General features: G+C 74.7%; 15 protein-coding genes. 11 read left to right on the top strand and 4 right to left on the bottom strand.

Annotated features, from left to right (window positions below; genetic code table 11):
• Positions 1-5 precede the first annotated feature (5 nt).
• From ABGA99_RS21835 to ABGA99_RS21820, 4 genes are all read left to right on the top strand, one after another.
• Complete coding sequence (locus ABGA99_RS21835) at positions 6-458, top strand: GNAT family N-acetyltransferase (RefSeq protein ID WP_347583246.1); 453 nt, start codon at positions 6-8, stop codon at positions 456-458.
• Between the two features lie 426 nt (positions 459-884).
• A complete protein-coding gene (locus tag ABGA99_RS21830; protein WP_347583245.1) occupies positions 885-2,105 on the top strand; it encodes a histidine kinase in 1,221 nt (406 codons plus the stop codon).
• 127 nt (positions 2,106-2,232) lie between these two features.
• Positions 2,233-2,853 (top strand): TetR/AcrR family transcriptional regulator, encoded by a 621-nt coding sequence (locus ABGA99_RS21825; RefSeq protein WP_347583244.1) that lies wholly within the window; start codon positions 2,233-2,235, stop codon positions 2,851-2,853.
• A 155-nt stretch (positions 2,854-3,008) separates the two neighbouring features.
• Positions 3,009-5,270 (top strand): LuxR C-terminal-related transcriptional regulator, encoded by a 2,262-nt coding sequence (locus ABGA99_RS21820; protein ID WP_347583243.1) that lies wholly within the window; start codon positions 3,009-3,011, stop codon positions 5,268-5,270.
• Positions 5,271-5,456: 186 nt separating this feature from the next.
• On the opposite strand, the gene ABGA99_RS21815 is transcribed toward ABGA99_RS21820, so the two are convergent.
• The 4 genes from ABGA99_RS21815 to ABGA99_RS21800 all read right to left on the bottom strand — a co-directional run bounded on the left by ABGA99_RS21815 (position 5,457) and on the right by ABGA99_RS21800 (position 10,535).
• A complete protein-coding gene (locus tag ABGA99_RS21815; RefSeq protein ID WP_347583242.1) occupies positions 5,457-7,250 on the bottom strand; it encodes an FAD/NAD(P)-binding protein in 1,794 nt (597 codons plus the stop codon).
• Positions 7,251-7,557: 307 nt separating this feature from the next.
• Positions 7,558-8,763 carry a benzoate/H(+) symporter BenE family transporter gene (locus ABGA99_RS21810; RefSeq protein WP_347577881.1) on the bottom strand — a complete coding sequence of 402 codons (1,206 nt, stop codon included), beginning with the start codon at positions 8,761-8,763 and terminating at the stop codon, positions 7,558-7,560.
• Positions 8,764-8,775: 12 nt separating this feature from the next.
• The gene (locus tag ABGA99_RS21805; RefSeq protein WP_347577880.1) at positions 8,776-9,723 is read right to left on the bottom strand and encodes a UbiA family prenyltransferase; all 948 of its coding nucleotides are present in this window, start codon (positions 9,721-9,723) and stop codon (positions 8,776-8,778) included.
• An 11-nt stretch (positions 9,724-9,734) separates the two neighbouring features.
• Positions 9,735-10,535, bottom strand: coding sequence for a methyltransferase domain-containing protein (locus ABGA99_RS21800; RefSeq protein ID WP_347577879.1), 801 nt, complete (start codon positions 10,533-10,535; stop codon positions 9,735-9,737).
• A gap of 143 nt (positions 10,536-10,678) precedes the next feature.
• Here ABGA99_RS21800 and ABGA99_RS21795 point away from each other — a divergent pair, with 143 nt between their 5' ends.
• The 7 genes from ABGA99_RS21795 (at position 10,679) to ABGA99_RS21765 (ending at position 17,528) form a co-directional block, all read left to right on the top strand.
• On the top strand, positions 10,679-11,743 hold the full coding sequence (locus ABGA99_RS21795; protein WP_347577878.1) for a Gfo/Idh/MocA family oxidoreductase: 1,065 nt from the start codon (positions 10,679-10,681) through the stop codon (positions 11,741-11,743).
• Complete coding sequence (locus ABGA99_RS21790; protein WP_347577877.1) at positions 11,733-12,590, top strand: sugar phosphate isomerase/epimerase family protein; 858 nt, start codon at positions 11,733-11,735, stop codon at positions 12,588-12,590. Before ABGA99_RS21795 ends, ABGA99_RS21790 begins: the two co-directional genes overlap by 11 nt.
• A complete protein-coding gene (locus ABGA99_RS21785) occupies positions 12,587-13,882 on the top strand; it encodes a M20/M25/M40 family metallo-hydrolase (protein ID WP_347577876.1) in 1,296 nt (431 codons plus the stop codon). The genes ABGA99_RS21790 and ABGA99_RS21785 overlap by 4 nt, the downstream gene beginning before the upstream one ends.
• Positions 13,879-14,985, top strand: a complete 1,107-nt coding sequence (locus ABGA99_RS21780; RefSeq protein WP_347577875.1) for an Ldh family oxidoreductase — start codon at positions 13,879-13,881, stop codon at positions 14,983-14,985. Before ABGA99_RS21785 ends, ABGA99_RS21780 begins: the two co-directional genes overlap by 4 nt.
• A complete protein-coding gene (locus ABGA99_RS21775; RefSeq protein WP_347577874.1) occupies positions 14,975-15,934 on the top strand; it encodes a Gfo/Idh/MocA family oxidoreductase in 960 nt (319 codons plus the stop codon). The genes ABGA99_RS21780 and ABGA99_RS21775 overlap by 11 nt, the downstream gene beginning before the upstream one ends.
• The gene (locus ABGA99_RS21770) at positions 15,931-16,338 is read left to right on the top strand and encodes a hypothetical protein (protein WP_347577873.1); all 408 of its coding nucleotides are present in this window, start codon (positions 15,931-15,933) and stop codon (positions 16,336-16,338) included. The genes ABGA99_RS21775 and ABGA99_RS21770 overlap by 4 nt, the downstream gene beginning before the upstream one ends.
• Before the next feature lie 269 nt (positions 16,339-16,607).
• Positions 16,608-17,528, top strand: coding sequence for an AfsR/SARP family transcriptional regulator (locus ABGA99_RS21765; protein WP_347577872.1), 921 nt, complete (start codon positions 16,608-16,610; stop codon positions 17,526-17,528).
• Positions 17,529-17,712 lie beyond the last annotated feature (184 nt).

The following is a 17,712-nucleotide window of genomic DNA, read 5'->3' as shown; positions in this document are numbered from 1 at the left end:
GGCGCATGGCGATCCGCACCGCCCGGGTCGACGTCGCCGAGATCCCCGCACTGCGCCACTCCGTGCTGCTGCCCCAACGCCCGCCCGCCGAGGCGGAGTTCGCGGAGGACACCGCGCCCGGCGCCTTCCACCTCGCGGCGTACGACGCGCAGGGCGCGCTCGCGGCCTGCGTCTCCTTCTGCCCCGCACTCCTTCCCGGCGACGACACCCCCGCCTACCGCTTCCGCGGCATGGCCAGCGCTCCCGCAGCCCGCGGGCAGGGCTACGGCGTCGCCGTGCTCGCCGCGGGCCTCACCGAGTCGGCGGCCCGCGACGCGCACCTGGTCTGGTGCAACGCCCGTACGTCGGCGGCCGGGTTCTACCTCAGGCACGGCTTCGAGGTGCGCGGCGCGGAGTTCGTCATCGAGGGCGTGGGCGCGCACGTCGTGATGACCGCCAAGCTCACACCCGGCGGCTGACCTGGCCCGGCCGCTACTACCAGCGGCTACTCCCGCGGGAGTAGCGGCCGGGCCGGATCGCCCCGGGCAGTAGCGCCGGTCTCGGTCGCGCGAGCGAGGACACCGGGGCGGGCTGCCGGGACGCTGGATACGTACCAGCACAGGACCAGCAGTCGCCCCGAACGGGTGGGGGAGGTGAACGGAAGCGGCGGCGCGTCCGCCGCCTGTGCGGGCCCGCTCCCCCCGGCCGGGTCCGCGACGGGCGGCGGCCCGCGGCCGTCGCGGTGCTCAACCCACCAGCCTGCGGGCTCCGGTTCCCCCGGCCGGAACCCGCGGTCCCCGCCCCGCCGGGCGGCGCCCCCCAAGGGCCGCCCGGCGGGGCTTCCACCGTCGCCCCGGGCCTCCCCGCGACGACACGACCGGGCCGTCCGGGTGAGGAAGAACCGCATGCCGTCACCGTTTTCGGTACAGAGGCGGTTCGTGATGCCCCTCCGCAGGGACATGGCGCTCGCGGTGGCCGTGGCGGCGATGTCGGCGGGGCTCGCGCTCCTGGCGGACGTCGAGGAGGGCGCCCACCGGCCGGACGCGGTGGGCTGGGTGCTGCTGATCGCCACCTGCGGCGCGCTGGCGTGGCGGCGGCCGGCGCCGATGCAGACCTTCGCGGCGGTGATCGCCCTGCAACTCCCGTACCACGCACTGCAGAACGTCCACCATGCGCCGGTGCCCGCCACCGTCGTCGTCGTCTACTCCCTCGCCTTCGCCGGGCCCCGGCTGCGGACCGCGCTGGTCGTGGGCGGGCTGCTCGCCGCGCTGATGGGGCTGCTGACGACGGTCGACATGAGCCGCGCCATGGACATGCTGCGGATCTCCGGCTGGATCATCGCCGTCGCCCTCTTCGGCGAGGCCGCGCGGGTGCACCGCAACTACCTCTCCGCGATCGTCGAACGGGCCGAACGGGCCGAACGCACCCGGGAGGAGACCGCCGCCAGGCGCGTCGTCGAAGAGCGGCTGCGCATCGCCCGCGACCTGCACGACCTGCTGGCGCACAGCATCACGCTGATCGGCGTGCAGACCTCCGTCGCCGCCCATCTCCTCGTCTCCGACCCGGACCGGCTCGACCGCAAGGCCGTCGCCGAGGCGCTGGACGGGATCGCCGGCACCTGCCGGCACGCCCGCGCGGAGCTGCGTACGACGCTGCAGGTCCTGCGCGCCGGCGACGGCGGCACGGACGCCACCGGGCCGCTGCCGGGGCTCGCGGGACTCGACGGGCTGGCCGAGGCGGCGCAGTCGGCGGGCGCGCAGGTGCAGTTGGTGGTGGCGGCGGAGCGGGAGGTGCCGCAGGCGGTGGGGGCGGCCGCGTACCGGATCGTGCAGCAGTCGCTGACGAACGCCGTACAGCATGCGGGGCCCGGCGTGCGGGTGCTGGTCGAGGTGCGTTACGACGAGGGGGCGGAGGCGCTGTCGGTCTCCGTCACCGACGAAGGACCGGCCCGCCGCAGCACGGAGCCGCTGCCGGCGGCGGGCCCGCAGCGCGAGGGCTACGGCATCGCCGGCATGCGCGAACGCGCCCGCAGCGTGGGCGGGTTGCTGAACGCGGGCGCCCGGCCGCACGCGCCCGGCTTCGCGGTGGCCGCCGTGCTGCCCTGCGGCCGGGAAGCCGGCACGTGAGCTGGCGCCCGGGTGCCGCCGCCCCGGCGTCGAGCCGGCCCCCGTGCCCGTACGCTGAGTCACCACCCCTATGACGTGCTGTCACTCGTACGCTGTGCGGGGCAGTCGGTCCGAGAAGGAGGAGCGGATGGAGAGACAGGAACGAGTCCCGGCTCCGGCCGACTGGGATCTCGCCCCCGGCAGGGCGGTGAGCGGCAGGCAGCAGGCAGCGCTGACCGCGGCACAGGAACTGCTGCTCGACGGCGGCTGGTCGGCGGTGACCCACCTCGCGGTCGCCGGCCGCAGCGGCGTCGGCCGCACCACCCTTTACCGCTACTGGCCGAACTCCGCCATCCTGATCCGCGAGGTGCTCGCCCAGATCTTCGGGGTCGAGCACGCCGTGCCGACCGGGCGGCTCCGGGACGACCTGATCGCGGAGCTGCAGACGGTACGGACCATGCTGCAGGACCCGACGCGCGATCGCGCGCTGCGGCTGCTCATCGACCGGCCGCCCGTCGACCCCGCGTCCGCCAAGGTGCTCGACTCGTGCCGGGAGAAGGGCTCGGAGGTGGTGCGGGAGATCCTCAGCCGGGCGGCCGCCGAGGGGCGGTTCACCGACTCCTTCGACCTGGACGAGGGGGTCGAGCGGCTGCTGGGCCCGGTCATCTTCCGGCGGCTGTACGCAGGGGAGGACTTCCCCGCCGCGGAGGTGCCCGTGCTCGTGGACGCCTACCTGCGGGTGAGCCTCCGCCGATCCGCCGCCGCCTGACGGGGGCCTGCTCTTCCACCGATCCTTCAGCGGTTCTGGATGTGCGGGGCGCACGCTGGTCACGCCATTCGGGGAAAAGAGACGCACCGGAGAGAGGCGACGTTGTTGGTGCTCTCGGGGGACCACCTGATCGACGCTGCCAAGGGGGCAATCTGGTGAGCATTCTCGTGGAACTTACCCGCTGCACGGTACCGGGCGAGTGGTCCGGCGACCTCGATCACGACGGAGCCCCCGCGCTCCACGACACCCTGATCGGCCGGGAGCAGGAGATCGCCGACCTCCGGGCCAGGCTCACGGCCCCGGGCTGCCGGCTGCTCACGGTCACCGGTCTGGCGGGCGTGGGCAAGAGCGCCCTCGTCCGCGCCGCGCTGGCGGACCGTACGGGCACGGACCCCGTCGCCGCGGTGAGCGTGGAACTGGCCGCCGCCGCCGACGCGGACGGCGTCTGGGCCCGGGTCGCGGCGGCACTCGGCCGGCCGTCGGACGGCGACGCCCGGGAGGCGGCCTGGACGGCGCTCGTCGACCGCGCCGCCGACCGCGAGCTGCTGCTCGTCCTCGACAACGGCGACCTGGCCGCCCCCGCCGTCGCGGGGGACATCGCCGCGCTGCTGCGGCGCATCCCCAGGCTGTGCGTGGTGTTCACCAGCCGGGTCGCGCTCGACATCCACGCCGAGCGGATCTTCCCGCTCGGCCCGCTGGCCACCGGCGCGGCCGGCGCGGCAGGCCCGTCCGCGGGCTCCGACGCGGCGCGGCTGTTCGACGCCCGCCTCCAGCCGCACTACCGCTGGGCGGCCACGTCCGCCGCGGACCGCGACAGCATCGCGGAGATCTGCGCGCTCCTGGAGGGCGTGCCGCTGGCGGTGGAGGAGGCCGCGCGCTCGGTCGGCGCCCTCAGCCCGCGCAGCATGCTCCAGCGCCTGCGCGACGGGGAACAGCTCTACAGCAGGCGGCTGGTGGACGTCCCCTCCCGGCACGGCTCGATGAACGCCGCGCTCTCCTGGGGCGACGGGGCGCTCACCGCAGGCGAGCTGCAACTGCTGCGCCGCCTCTCGGTCTGCGAGGCCGCGTTCGACCTGGCCGTGGCCCAGCAGGTCGCGGGCCTCAACTGGGCGGAGACCGTGCGGGGCCTGGACGCGCTCGTCCGCAAGAGCCTGCTGCACAGCGTCAAACGCGAGGGTGCGGAGCCGGAGTTCCGGATGTTCCGCGCCACCCGCCACTACTACCGCGCGCGGCTGGCCGCGGACCCCGCGGACCTGGCGGCCACCCGGGCGCGGCACGCCGCGCACACGCTGGAGTTCGCGCTCCAGGCCCGGCAGGGGCTGCGGATGCCGCAGGAGCGCGGGTACTGGCTGGAACTGGTCGCCGAGCGCACGCCCGACCTGTGCGCGATCGCCCGGCTGAACCAGGAGGCCGGCGACCACTCGTCCGTCGCCCGGATGCTGCTGGCGCTGGAGGAGGCGTGGACCGTACACGACCTCCTCGGCGTCGTCGGCGCGCTGCTCGACGGCTCCCTCCCGGCGCTCAAGGGCGCCGAGGCGGCCGAGGCCACGGAGGCCGCCGCCCGCTGGGCGCTGACGGAAGGCGACTGGGCGCGCGCCGAGGTGTACGTCGAAAGCCTCGGCCGCGGCCGTGACGCCACCGCCCGGGCCGCGGCGCTCCGCGCCGAACTGCTGCTCGGCCGCGGCGACGCCGCCGGCGCCCTCCAGCAGGCCGAGTGCGCCCTCGCCGGCAAGCGCCCCCCGGGCAACGCCGTCACCGCCGCCCGCGCACTGCGCACCCTCGCCGCCGCGCGTACCGCCGTCGGCCGGCGGCAGCCGGAAGAGCCGCTGGTGAAGGCGGCGCGCGGGCTGCTGGACCTCGGCGAGCCGCGGCACGCGGCGCTGACGCTGGCCGCGCTGGCACGGGCGCAGCGCGGCGACGTCCGGGCCCGGGCGGGCGCCGGGGAGGCGGTGGAGCTGCTGCTCGCGCACGCCGCTCCGGTACGGGACGTCCACGCGGTGCTGACCGCCGCGGCCGGGACGGTGCCCGCCGGCGGCGAGGCGCACCGGCGGCTGTGTGCGCTGGCGGACCGGCTCCCGCCGCTGGGCGACGACGTGCCCCCGGGCGCACCGGAGCCGGCCGCCGCCGACCCCAGGGGCGTGCTCCTCACCGCGCGCACCGTCCTGGCGGAAGCCGTGCGGGAGGAGGCCGAGGCCGCCCCCGCGGGCGGACTGGAGCGGCTGACGCACCGCCAGCTCCAGGTGGCCGAGCTGGTGGCCGAGGGGATGACGAACCGGCAGATCGCCCGCGCGCTGGAACTGTCCGAGTGGACGGTGGTCAACCACCTGCGGCAGGTCATGCAACGGCTCGACTGCCCGTCCCGGGTGCATGTGGCGCGCATCGTGCAGGGTCGCGCCGCCGCCCGGCTCCCGGGCTGAACTCCCCACCACCCACCCGCAGGCAGCGGGTCCGTCCGGACCTACCGAGATGCCCCTTCACACCGGACGGGCCCGCCTCACCTCCGCGCCCGGCAGCCCGGGCGTGCCGAGCCGTACGACGCAGACCGCCGGTCCCCGTCCGGGCGACGGGCACCCCCGCGCGGTGGTGGTGCCCGGCGCCCGGGCTCAGCTCCGCCGCGCTTCTTCGGCCCGGCGCTCCCGGTGGTCGTCACGTTCCCGCGGGAGCGGTCCGGCCGGGGCCAGGACGGCGCGGGCGATGGCGTCGGTGTCGGTGAGCGTCGCCGGGCCCGCCGCCGGGCGGATCGCGGCCGCCGTGACCCCGTGCGCGGACTCCCGGGGCACGCCCACGGCGAACCGCCGCGGGTGCGGCACCCCGTCGCCGCCGACGACGTGGAACGGCCGCCCGGTGACGGCGAGTCCGCCCGCGACGTAGCCCGTCCTGCCGGGGCCCAGCTCGTACGGGCGGCACTGCCCGGTCGCGAGCAGGTGCCGCAGCAGCGGGTCCGCGGTGCGGCGCAGGTCGACGCCGGGCAGCCGGCCCTCGATGAGCACGCGGGCGGTCTCGCGCGAGCCGCTCGCCCGCGGCGACTCGCAGGCGAACATGCCCGCGTCCCGGTCGGCGGCCACCTGCATCGCCGGGCCGACGATCCGTACCACGCCCGCGTGGACCAGCGCGATCAGCTCCTCGGTCCGCCGCGCGGGCGGGCCGAGGGAGAGGTAGGTGCCCAGCGGTGTGAACCAGCCGTCGAGGTCGCGGCGGCGCGACTCGCCGTCCAGGCCCGCGTGGTCGGCCGCGAGGCGGACCTCGTCGCGCAGGTCGTGCAGCACGTCGAGGGCGGCCTCGACCGGCCCGCCCCCGGTGCCCGCACGGGCACCGGCGGCCGCGCGGAGCCCCGGCAGCTCCGGTGCCCGCCCGGGCCCCTCGCGCCCGGGGAGCAGCGCGGTGTAGTACGCGGACTCCATCTCCCGGGCGATGAGCGGCCACAGGGACCCGGGGAAGTCGAGCGGCCCGTCGCGCTGCGCGCGCAGCCGGGCGGTCAGCTCCTCGGTGAACACCCGCGGTATCTTTCCGCCGCCGCCGCCGCCGCCGTTGCGGTGCCCGTCGCCCGTCCCGTACGGGACCCCGCGGCGGGCGCCGCACAGGACGCGCGGCTCGCGTCCCGACGGCCGGTAGGTGACCCGGCCGTCCCGGTCGCGGTCGAACCTGCCGCCGCGCCCGGTGGTCAGCAGCGTCAGGTAGTCGAAGAAGTTCAGCCCGAGGCCGCGCAGGACGACCGGCTCGCCGGGGGCGACCGCGCTCAGGTCGGCGTCCGCCGGGTGGGCCGGGGCGAGGTAGACGAGCCCGAACTCGGCGGCGAAGGCGGCGTACCCGCGCTCCTGCGCGGTCGGCCGCACCGGCACCCGGCCCTGCGCGAGCACCACGGCGTCGAGGCCGGTCAGCCGCCGGCCGCCGGCGAGCAGGATCTCCTGGGTGCCGCCGGGCCCGTCGTCGAGCGCCACCGCGCGCGTCGCGTGCACCCGCAGCGCGACGGACTCCGCGGCCGCCACCGCGACCTGCCGGAACACCCAGCGGAAGTAGCCGCCCGCCAGCGCCCGGGTCGGATACGAGTCCGGGCCGAGACCGCGCGCCTCCGCGGCGTCCGCGCCGGTGGCGCCGGACCCGGCCAGCGCCCTCGCCCACTCGTACAGACCGGGCCCGCGGCGCTGCGGCGTGCCCGCCGTCGCGACGCCCTCGCCGGCGAACGCAGTCACCCGCCCGGCCACCGTGTCCAGCAGCAGCGAGCGGTCCTGTCCGGTGCGCCACTCCCGGCCCGCGCCGGCCGGCTCCGGGTCGATCAGATGGACGGTCACCGCGCGTCCCGCGGCGAGCCGCCCGGCGTGCGCGGCGAGCCGCTCGACGACCGCCAGGCCGCGCGGCCCGGCGCCGACGACGCCCACCACGAGTGACTTCTCGCTCATCAAAGGACCTCCCTCTCCGGGGAGTTCATTCCCGGTGCGCGGGGCCGGGGCGTCGCGGGTCTGGCTAGTCATCCTGAATGCGCCCGGCAGACGCGGGACAGCGGCTGATTCTTGCTAGCCCGGCGGGGTACGGCTGCCATGGCCATTGCCATGCCACCGGCGGCTGCGCGCGCGTAGGCTGACGTGTGTGCATTCGGCCGAATCCGCCGAACAAAAGGTGAGTTATTCGACCGGCGCACCGAATTCCGCAGCCCGGTCGTCTTCCTCGACCGTTCTTTTGACAACACACCGGCCGGCGTGACGCCCTTCATCCGGAATCCTTGCCACGTGGCCGCCGGTGCAGCGCCAGGTGCGTGAGAACCCCGGCCAGCAGCCCCCAGAACGCCGCCCCGACGCCGAGGAGTTCGACGCCCGAGGCGGTGACGAGGAACGCGACGAGCGCACTGTCGAGCCGGCTCGCGTCGCGCGTCGCCGCGGCCAGTGCGCCGCCGGTCGCGCCCAGCAGCGCGATCCCCGCGATGGCCGCCACCAGCGCGGCCGGGAGCACGGCGAAGAGGGCGAGGAACGTCGAGCCGAAGACCCCGACGACGAGGTAGCCCACGCCGGCCGCCACCCCGGCCCCGTACCGCCGCTCCGGGTCCGGATGGGCCGAGGGGCCGCTGCAGATGGCCGCGGTGATCGCGGCGAGGTTGAGGGCGTGCGCCCCGAACGGGGCCAGCGCCAGCCAGGCGGCGCCGGTCGAGGTGACCAGGCGGTCCGGGTCCGGCCGGTAGCCCGCGGCGTTGAGCACGGCGAGTCCGGGGGCGTTCTGCGAGGCCATAGTGACCAGGAACAGCGGCAGCGCGATGCCCACCGCGGCGTCCACGGTGAACTCCGGCGCGGTGAACTCCGGTACGGCCACGCTCACCTCGCCCGACCAGGTGCCGAAGCCGCCGGTGGCCGCGGTCCAGGCGCAGCCGGTGAGCAGCGCGAGCGCGGTGGCCCAGGAGCCGGCGAAGCGGCGTCCCGCGAGATACGCGGCGAGCATGAGGACGACCAGCGCCAGGTCGCCCTCCGCGGTACGGAACAGCCGCAGCCCGAACTCCAGCAGGATGCCCGCGAGCGTGGCCGCCGCGATCTCCGGTGGCAGCAGCCGCATCAGCGTGCCGAACAGCCGGCTGAGGCCGAGCAGCACGGTGAGCACCGCGGCGATCACGTACGCGCCCACCGCCTCGGCGAAGGAGTGCGTGGCCAGCGCCGTGACCAGCAGCGCCGCGCCCGGCGTCGACCACGCGGTCAGCACCGGCGCGCGGTGCACCAGACTCAGCAGCACGCACGTCAGGCCGCTGCCCAGGGACAGCGCCCAGAGCCACGACTCCAGTTGGCCCGCGCCGAGGTCCCCGGCCCGCGCGGCCTGCAGCACCACGGCCACCGGGCCGGTGTACGAGACCACCACCACGACGACGCCGGCCACCACCGTCGAGACGGTGAGGGCCGGCCGTCGCTTCGCCGCGGGTGCCGCATCAGGGGTCAAGGAGCGCTCCGGTCAGGCGTGTTCGACGAGCAGGTTGAGGCCGATCAGCACCGGCACGCCCCACCGGTGCAGCCTGATGCCGAGCAGCCTGGCCCGCAGCACCTCACCGCGCGCGAGGCCCGAGCGGGCCTGCACCACGCGCATGGCGTACAGCGGGAGCATCGGGAGCACGAACCACAGGGGCACGGCGCCGACCGCGATGCCCACGGCCACCGTCAGCGGCTCCAGCACGTGCACCGCCACGACGACGCGGCGGTAGCCGGCGGCGGTGGTGAGCGTCGCCAGGTTGCGGCGGCCGGCCAGGCGGTCGCCCTCGACGTCGTTAATGTTGGAGTAGATCGACACCAGCAGGCTCCAGAGCCCCACCAGTATCGTCTCGACCACGATCAGCCCGCTGCCGGAGCCGTCGATGAGCGCGAACGGCAGCAGCACCGCCAGCCCCGGGGTGAGCAGCACCAGTTCCTGCCCGCCGCGGTAGCTCACCTTCAGGCCGTACGAGTACTGGACGTTGCTCAGCAGCACCGCCAGCAGCACGACGGCCGCCCAGAGCGGCGGGTCCGGCGCCGTGGCACAGGTCAGTGTCCACAGGGCGAGGCCCCACAGCGCCGCGGCCCAGCCGAAGCGCTCCGCCTGCCGTACGGTCAGCGCGCCGCTGAGCAGCGGCTTGCGCGAGCGGTCGCGCAGCGCGCCCTGGTCCGGCGAGTAGTTGCGCTCGTCGCTGCCGTCGCGGATGCCGGTGACGTCGTCCAGCGCCACGGTGGCGGCGACGACGCCGACGTAGCCGGCGAAGTACAGCACCAGGGTCACGTAGCTGCCCGGGTCGTCGAGCCGGGACGCGGGCAGCGCGGCGACGACGACGAACGCGGCGAGGTAGTAGTCGTAGAAGGCGAGCTTGCCGAGGACGGTGTACGCCTTCAGCCGGCTCGGCGCGTCCGGACGAGGGGATTCGGCTACGGTCACGTCGCCGCCCCTCAGCGCGGCCGGCGGCCGTAGGTGGAGATGAGGATCTGGCTCAGCCAGCGGTTCGCCGGGTCGGCCATCTCCGCCAGGGCGGCGTCGATGCGCGCGTCGTCGAGGAGCCCGGCGCCGGTGATCCGCGGGCGCATGAACTCCAGCCAGAGCTGGTAGTGCCGGGCCTGCGGCGAGCCGCCCTGCATCATCACCGTCCGGCCCTCCGCGGACACGTCCTCCAGGCCGCACTCCAGCGCCGCCTGGAGGTCGAAGTGGCCGCCGCGGGGCTCGTGCCCCGACTCGCGCATCAGCCCGTAGCCGGCCCGGCGGACGTCCTGGAGGAAGTCCTCGGAGACCACGCTGCGGAAGAGCGGCAGCGAGTCGGTGTCCTCCAGGAACAGCCAGCCGCCGGGCTTGAGGGCGGCGACCATCCTGCGGACCGCGGCGGGGCGGTCGGGCAGGTGCTGGACGAGCATGCGGGAGTGCACCAGGTCGTAGCGCCCGGCGGGCAGGTCGTCGGTCGTGATGTCGACCTGGAGCACCTCGATGCCCTGGTCCTTCAGCCGCGTCAGGCGGCCGGTCTCCAGGTCGGCCGCCGTGACCAGGCCGGTGGGGCCGACGAGTTCGGCGAGCCGCTCCGCGGTGCCGCCGTGACCGGCGCCCACCTCCAGTACGGACCAGCCCTCGGCCACGCCGAGCCGGTCGAGCCGTTCGCTCGTACCGGGATCCCAGATCGCCTCGTTGGTCAGCAGCCGTTCGGTCTCCTGCTCCCACAGCGGATCGAAGACATAACGCTTCGCAGCCTGTACTGAGTTGGACACACGCGCCCCCAGAGATAATCCGGTTTCGCGTTGGGAGCGTAGGAGCGGGAATTGCCGGCGGCCATGGCAACTCCATGTCCCCGCGCGGTACGGGACGGCAGATATCTGCCACCGCCGGGTTCCGCTTCCCGCCGTAGCCTGAGATGCCTCGCTTTCGTACGGGACGGACGAACGTAAGGGATGCGGTGTTGCGTACTTTCATCGTCGGATTGGGACGCTCCGGCCGGGAGCTCCATCTGCCGGTGCTGCTGCGGCTGCGGCGCCGGTTCCCCGAGCTGTTCTCCGCGGCGCCGCCGCTCGGGTACGACCTGCGGCCGGCCGGCGGCGGGGGCGACGACCCGGAGATCGAGACGGTCGGCTCGCCGGCCGCGGCCCGGCTGCGGCTCGACCCGGCGGCGACGCTGGTGCACGTGTGCACCCCGCCCGGCGAGCGGGCCGGCGTGCTGGCCGCCCTCGGCGAGCTGGGGTTCGTCAACGTCCTGGTGGAAAAGCCGCTCGCGGAGACGGCCGGGGCGCTGGCCGAACTGGCGTCGGTCCGGGAGAAGTACGGGCTGCGGATGGCCGTCGTCGCGCCGTGGCTGCACAGCACGCTCACCGAACGGCTCGCGGCCCTCGTCGAGAGCGGCCGCTTCGGCGCGCTGCGGCACATCGGCATCCGGCAGCACAAGCCCCGTATCCACCGCACCCTCCACAGCACCGGTCACCGCACGGCGTTCGACGTGGAGCCGCCGCACGCCCTCGGCGTGGTGCTGCGGCTGGCCGGCGACGCCGACGTCACCGGCGCCGCCCTCACCGACGTGGACGTCGGCGGCCGGCGGGTGCCGGGCATGGGCGGGGCCGAGATGACGCTGCGGCACCACTCCGGGGTGGTGAGCCGGCTGGAGTGCGACCTCACCTCGCCGTGCCGCGAGCGCCGTATCGAGCTGGACTTCGCGTCCGGCCGGGTGGTCGGCCACTACCCCGTGGGCAGCGAGGACCACTACGCCCACCTGAGCGCGGGACCCGTGGACGGCCCCCGGGAGGAGTCGGTGTTCCCGGACCTCGCCCTCGACGCCTGCCTGCTCGACACCTACCGGCACCTCGCCGGTGACGACCGCGACGACACCGTGCTGGACCAGCGGGTGGAGCGTCAGATGCGGGTCGTCCGGCTGCTCGACGCGGCCAAGCACATGTCCGGCTTGAGGACGGAGACACGTGATGCCGGCTGACATCCTCCCGCTCTGCGGTATCGGCGACGAGGCGGGCGCCCCGGCGGCGGTCCAGACCGCCGCCCTGAACGAGCTGGGCTGGCCGCTGATCGAACTGCGGTCCGTGGACGGCATCGCGCTCGCGGACCTCGGCGACGCCGCCTTCGCCGACCTGGCCCGCTCGGTGCACGCCGCCGGGCTGCGCGTGCACTGCGTGGACTCCCGGATCGCCAACTGGGCCCGCCCCGTCACCGGCGACTTCGACGACGACCTGCGCGAGCTGGACGTCCTCGCCGGGCGCTGCGCCACGCTGGGCACCCGGTACGTCCGCGTCATGTCGTACCCCAACGACGGGCTGAGCCCCCGCGCCTGGCGCGCCGTCGTCCTGCGGCGCATGGCGGTCCTCGCCGAGCGCGCCGAGCGCGCCGGGCTCGTGCTGCTGCACGAGAACTGCGCCGGCTGGGCCGGCGCCAGCGCGGAGCGCATGCTCCAGCTCCTGCGGTACGTCGACAGCCCCGCGCTGCGCCTGGTCTTCGACACCGGCAACGGGCCCGCGTACGGCTACCGCGCGTACGACCTGCTGCCCCGGCTCACGCCGTGGATCGAGCACGTCCAGATCAAGGACGCGGTCGTCGAGGGCGACGAGATCCGCTACACGCTGCCGGGACACGGCGAGTGCCGCGTCCTGGACTGCCTGCGGCACCTGATCGACCGCGGCTACACCGGTGCGCTGTCCATCGAGCCGCACGTCAAGGTGCGCCCGCACGAGTCCGCGACCGCCGGCGACGACGAGACCCGCGCCGCCTTCGTCGCCTGCGGCCGGGCGCTGGAGGACCTGCTCGCCCGCATCGGCAAGGTGGCCGTATGACGGCGGCGCCGGTACGGCTGTCGCGGGCGGACCGCGACCTGCTGCTCGACCTGGTCGGGTTACCGACCGCCGGGCCGATGGAGACCGGTCCGGACGCGGAGCCGCCGCGGCTGCGCGAGGCGCAGACGCTGTACGCCAGGGCCGCCGCCGAACTGGGCTTCGAGGTGGCGTACCACGCCGCGCCCGGCCCCGAGTGGCTGGACCGGCCCGACGTGCCCGCGCAGGTGCGCGAGATGGCGCGGCGGGTCGACGGGTTCCTCGACAGCCAGCCGAGCCTGGTGCTGCGGCTCGGCCCCGCGCTGCCGCGGGCGCGCACCCTGATGTTCAACGTGCACCTCGACACGGTCGCCGGCGGCAAGCCGCCGCACCTGGCCGGCGACCGCTTCCACGGCCGCGGGGCCGTCGACGCCAAGGGTCCCGCGGTCGCGCTGCTCGCCGGGCTGCGGGCGGCGATCGCCCGGGTGCCGGCGCTCGGCACCGAGGTGGGCCTGCTCGTCCAGGCGGTGGCCGGCGAAGAGGGCGGCGCCATGGGCGTCTTCGGCACCCGGCCGCTGGTGGAGCAGGGCTGGACGGGGCGCATCAACGTGTTCTGCGAGCCGACCCGCGGGCTGCTCGTGCCCCGCGCCACCGCGGCGGCCACCGCGCGTATCGCCGTCGCCGGCGCCGACTCCATCGACGACCACCCCGAGGCCGGCCACAACGCCTCCGTACTCCTCGGCTTCCTCGCCCAGCACCTGGCCCGCAGGCTGCCCGGCGCGGTGGCCGAGGGCCGGGTCTGCATCGCCGGGCTGCACACCGGCGCCGCGCACAACAAGGTCTACGGCACCGGTGCGCTGCTGCTGAACCTGGCGTACCGCACCGCGGCGGCCGGCCGGGCGCAGGAGGAGGCGCTGGAGCGCGAACTGACCGCCGGCATCGACCAGTTCGCCGCCGTCTTCGGCGGGCTGCCGGACTTCGCCCGCACCGCCCGGGACGCCCGCCGGATCACCCGGCTGGCGTGGCTCAAGCGCGGCCTGCCCGCGCTCGACAGCCGCGACCCCTGGGCGGAGCGGGTGCTGACCGGCGCCGGGCTTGAGTACGCCCCGCCGGACGCACCCGCCTGCACCTGCGACGCCATCTGGGCCCACGCCCTGCCGCACGCGCACACGGTCGTCTACGGCCCCGGAGACCTCGACGCCAACGGCGCCCACGCCGCGGACGAATACGTCGACGTCCCCGACCTGGAGCACTACGCCGACGGCGTCGCGTCCCTGGTGGCCGCCTTCGCCTCCGCTACGAACGGATCGTCATGACCCTGCTGCCGTACCACCAGTTGACCGACTTCACCACCGAGGTCTTCCAGGCCCACGCCGTTCCCGAGGCCAGGGCCCGTACCGCCGCGGAAGCCCTCGTCTACGGCGACCTGGTCGGCATGCGCTCCCACGGTCTCGCCAACCTCACCCGCCTCTACCTGCCGCTCTTCACCTCCGGCCGCATCGCGCCCGCCGCCGAGCCCGACGTGCTCGCCGACCGCGGCGCCACCGTGCTGCTCGACTCCCGGAAGGGCCTGGGCCTGTGGGCCGCCGCGGAGGCCATGGACCTCGCCGCCGAGCGGGCCGGGCAGTACGGGATCGGCATGGTGTCCGTACGCGACGCGACCCACCTGGGCTGCGCCGGCTTCCACGCCACCCGCGCGGTCGAGCACGGCATGATCGGGCTGGTCGCCTCCAACTGCGGCCGGCAGCGCATCGCCCGCCCGCCGGGCGGCCGGGTCGCGATGCTCGGCACCAACCCGCTCGCCGCCGCCGCCCCGGCGGGCCCGGGACAGGCGCCGTTCGTGCTCGACATGAGCACCACCGTCGCCCCCACCGGCAAGGTGCGCGAGGCGGCGCGGGCCGGCCGGGCCATACCCGAGGGCTGGCTGGAGGACGCCGAGGGCCGCTGGGTGACGGACCCGCACGCGCTCGACCGCGGCGAGGGCTTCCCGCTGTTCCTCGGCGGCCACCCGGAGACCGGCGGCTACAAGGGCTACGGCCTCGCGCTGCTGGTCGAAGTGCTGGCCGCGCTGGTGCCCGGCGCCGGGCTCGGCCCCGACCCCGAGGCGTACGCCGGCACCGGCGGCCCGAGCGGCCGGGACGACGACATCGGTTTCTTCGTCCTCGCCGTCGCGCCCGGCGCGCTCCGCCCCGAGGAGGACTTCACCCGCCAGGCGGCCGGGCTCTTCGCCGCCCTCACCGGCAGCCCCACGCTGCCGGGGACCGACAAGGTCGTCTACCCCGGCTGCCGGGAGGCGGACCTGAAGGCCGCGGCGCTGGCCGACGGCGTGCCCGTGGCGGACGCGCTCCTCGGCGAACTGCGCTCCGTCGCCGACGACCTGGGGCTGAAGCTCCCGGAGGGAGACCGCAATGACCGGTGACGACACGACCCCGCCGCTGCGCATCGGGCTGATCGGCCTGGGCGTCATCTCCCGCTTCTACGCCGCGGCGCTGGAGGAGGTGCCCGGGGTCGAACTCGCCGCGGTGTGCGACCTGCGGGACGAGGCGCTGGCCCCGTACCGCGACCGCGTCCCCTGCTTCACCGGCCACGGGGAACTGCTCGCGGCCGGCGGCCTGGACGCCGCCGTCGTCAACGTGCCCAACGACGCGCACGCGTCGGTGTGCGGGGACCTGATCGCCGCCGGGCTGCCGGTGTGCGTGGAAAAGCCGCTGGCCACCAGGCTGTCGGACGGCCGCGCGCTGGTACGCGAAGCCCGCGCCCGCGACGTCGTGCTCTTCACCGCCTTCCACCGGCGCTACAACGGCAACGCGCTGGCGCTGCTGGAGGCCATCCCGCCGGGCGTCGGCATCGAGTGGATGGTCGTGCGCTACCTGGAGAAGATCGAGGAGCACGCCGGCGCCGACGCCTGGTACCTGGACGCCGTCCGCTGCGGCGGCGGCTGTGTGGCGGACAACGGGCCCAACGCCTTCGACACCGTGCGCCAGTTCCTCGGCCCGGTCGAGCTGGAGTCGGCCGAGGTGGTGCGCGACGGGGCCGGCACCGACCGGCAGGCACGGGTGTCGCTGACCGCGGCCTCCGGCGCCCGCGGCCGGGTGGAGCTGGACTGGTCGTACGAGGGCGAGCGCAAGGACGTCACGGTCCGGCTCACCGACGGCTCGCTGCACAGCGCTGACATGCTCGACGGCTACCCGGAGTTCAAGCAGTCGCTGTGGCACGAGTACCGCGGCATCGTCGCGGACTTCGCGCAGGCCGTACGCGCCGGGGAGGACCGCGCCGAGGGCGGGCTCGCGGCGCTGGAACTGGTCGCCGAGATCTACCGCAGGGAAAGCCCGGCCGGCGAGCCGACGACGACGGGGGCGGCCCGGTGAACCCGCAGGAGGACGGCGACAAGGTGGCGGTCCCGGGCCGGCTGGTGAAGATCCTCATCCACCGCCGCGAGGACCGCGGGATGTCCGTGGACGAGTGGGCCAGCCGCTGCGTCCGCCGCGGCGAGGTGCACGAACTCGTCACCACCGACCAGCACGACACCACGACGGGCGCGCGCGTGGACCGGGTCGGGTTCCTCGGCTTCGTGGAGATCGCCGGCGCCGGCGTCCTCGACCGGGGCGACCCGGTGCTGATCGACGGCAAGCGGGTCGGCTCCGTGCTCGGCTTCGACTCCTGCCACTTCCCGAACCACTACAACATCCTCATCGCGGTCGACGCGACCGTCACCGGCAGCGAACTCGGTCTGAAGCCGGACATGGAGGTGTCCTTCGGACCATTGCCGTGATGACGAAAGGCCGCCTTTTCGATGCGCGCCGTGCGGCCGCGGCCTGTATATGACCGCGTGCTGAAGTACGCCTTGCGTGCAGCTTGAGAACCGAATGCGGGCGACTTGGCACCGAGTTGTGCTCCCGAACCCGGCGTCACTGAGCAGCGGACCCGGTAACGCGGACGGCTTGTGACACCGCTTGTGCCGAAGCGTGCGTTCGGTTACGCTCCCGTCAGGTCTCAGAGGGATATCACGGGGGAGTGATCACCGATCGAGCCTCCGCATACATGCACGAGTTATCGGAAGGGTTCGAGAGCGCGATGGAATTTTCATTACTCGGTCCACTGCGCATGCACGAACAGGGGCGTTCCTATACCCCGACGGCGCCCAAGCAACGACAACTTCTTTCTTTGCTCCTGCTCAACGCCAACCAGGTCGTCTCGACGCGTACGTGCATCGAGGAGCTCTGGGAGAACACCCCGCCCAACACCGCGCTCTCGACCGTGCAGTCCTACATCCTGCAGCTCAGGCGCATCCTGCGCCGGGTGCCGCGGGTGGGCAGTCTCCAGGCGGCCCGGCGGATCCTGGAGACGCGCGACGGCGGCTATCTCCTCACGGTGCGCGGTGACGAGCTGGACACGTACACGTTCGCCACGCTCGTCGCCCGCGGTCGGGCGAAGCTGTACGTCGACGACGTGGCGGCGGCCGATCTGCTGGGCCGGGCGCTGGCGTTGTGGCAGGGTTCCGTCCTGGCGGACGTCCAGGTCGGACCGGTGGTGCGGGCGTACGCGGTGGGTCTGGAAGAGGACCGTATGAGCGTCCAGGAGCAGCGCATCGACGCCGACCTGCGGCTCGGCCGGCACCGGGAGGTGCTCGGCGAGCTGAGTTCGCTGACCACCAAGCTGCCGACGCGGGAGAGCCTGCAGGCCCGGCTGATCCTGGCGATGTACCGGTCCGGCCGGCGCAGTCAGGCCCTGGAGGCCGTCCACCGGTTGCGCACGACCCTCCGTGAGGAACTCGGCCTGGAACCCTCGCCGATGATCCGGGATCTCCAGCAGGCGGTGCTGACCTGCGACCCGGAATTGGACGATCTCTCGCGCGGCCCCGATCTGACAAAAGCGGTCCCCGCGGCCCACCTCGATCTCCTCCCGTCGACCCGTCTTGAGCAGCATGCGCTGGCATCCGCCGCTTTCGGCAGAGAGGGTTAGCGGAGCCCGGAATCCGCGTGTCGGTGAAAAGCACCTTCGGAGTCGGGCCGAGGGTGCTTTTTTCATGTTCACGGCAAGCCGGGGGCGGCATTCGGAACCGCGGTATTCGATTCCGGAAATTCGCCCCACGGGAACATTTCCGGGGGCGAATCCGCTCTTCCGGCACCGTCTGCCCACTCCGATC

The organism is Streptomyces sp. B5E4 (assembly GCF_039871555.1).
GTDB lineage: Bacteria > Actinomycetota > Actinomycetes > Streptomycetales > Streptomycetaceae > Streptomyces.
Note: the sequence above shows the minus strand (reverse complement) of the source record. Positions and strands in the feature narration are given on the sequence as shown.

What these genes read in the sequence shown, in the direction of transcription:
- ABGA99_RS21835 (WP_347583246.1), top strand. Translation starts at nt 6, where the DNA reads ATGGCGATCCGCACCGCCCGGGTCGACGTCGCCGAGATCCCCGCACTG.
- ABGA99_RS21830 (WP_347583245.1), top strand. Translation starts at nt 885, where the DNA reads ATGCCGTCACCGTTTTCGGTACAGAGGCGGTTCGTGATGCCCCTCCGC.
- ABGA99_RS21825 (WP_347583244.1), top strand. Translation starts at nt 2,233, where the DNA reads ATGGAGAGACAGGAACGAGTCCCGGCTCCGGCCGACTGGGATCTCGCC.
- ABGA99_RS21815 (WP_347583242.1), bottom strand. Translation starts at nt 7,250, where the DNA reads ATGAGCGAGAAGTCACTCGTGGTGGGCGTCGTCGGCGCCGGGCCGCGC.
- ABGA99_RS21795 (WP_347577878.1), top strand. Translation starts at nt 10,679, where the DNA reads ATGCCTCGCTTTCGTACGGGACGGACGAACGTAAGGGATGCGGTGTTG.
- ABGA99_RS21790 (WP_347577877.1), top strand. Translation starts at nt 11,733, where the DNA reads ATGCCGGCTGACATCCTCCCGCTCTGCGGTATCGGCGACGAGGCGGGC.
- ABGA99_RS21785 (WP_347577876.1), top strand. Translation starts at nt 12,587, where the DNA reads ATGACGGCGGCGCCGGTACGGCTGTCGCGGGCGGACCGCGACCTGCTG.
- ABGA99_RS21780 (WP_347577875.1), top strand. Translation starts at nt 13,879, where the DNA reads ATGACCCTGCTGCCGTACCACCAGTTGACCGACTTCACCACCGAGGTC.
- ABGA99_RS21775 (WP_347577874.1), top strand. Translation starts at nt 14,975, where the DNA reads ATGACCGGTGACGACACGACCCCGCCGCTGCGCATCGGGCTGATCGGC.
- ABGA99_RS21765 (WP_347577872.1), top strand. Translation starts at nt 16,608, where the DNA reads ATGCACGAGTTATCGGAAGGGTTCGAGAGCGCGATGGAATTTTCATTA.